Genomic DNA, 508 nt, shown 5'->3' on the forward strand with positions numbered 1-508 from the left:
GTTAGGCGGCATGGACTCGGAGTTTTGAGGCTCGGAGCTGTTGGGGAATTGTTCTTAGATGTCTGTTTCTTAGAGGGTTGTGTGGTTAGAGGGTTGGGGTAATCTGGTATGCGCATCTGCATCGGAGTCTTCTTGTTGAGGGCTCGATGAGGACGCGCTGTGTTATAGAGAGCAATCGTTTGCGAGAGGATCTCCCGAACTTGATCTATGGGCTTATCCTCGAAGTTGTAGAGCCAGTCGTTCTTGATGATTCCGTTAAGTCGCTCAGCCATAGCGTTGTGGAGAGGGTTGCCGGTCTGGGTAACGCTGGTTACGATGCCTAGGCTGGCCTCGTAGTCGGTCATCTGCTTGGAGACGTATTGACAGCCTCGGTCGCTATGGAAGATGAGTCCTTTGAGGTCAAAGCCATGCTTCTGGTAGAAGTCAACGGTCTGTTTTAGTGCGTTGTAGGGGCCCTCTGTGGAGAGCGTGGGCTGCAGGTCAAAGCCTGTGATGATGCGGCTATAAG

Annotated in this window: 1 protein-coding gene; it reads right to left on the reverse strand. The window is 52.4% G+C overall.

The features are described from left to right. Positions 1 to 508, reverse strand: a 508-nt coding sequence (locus PORUE0001_RS07715) for an integrase core domain-containing protein (protein WP_039865800.1), incomplete at both ends; no start/stop codon positions are given.

It is taken from the genome of Porphyromonas uenonis 60-3, from assembly GCF_000174775.1.
Lineage (GTDB): Bacteria > Bacteroidota > Bacteroidia > Bacteroidales > Porphyromonadaceae > Porphyromonas > Porphyromonas uenonis_A.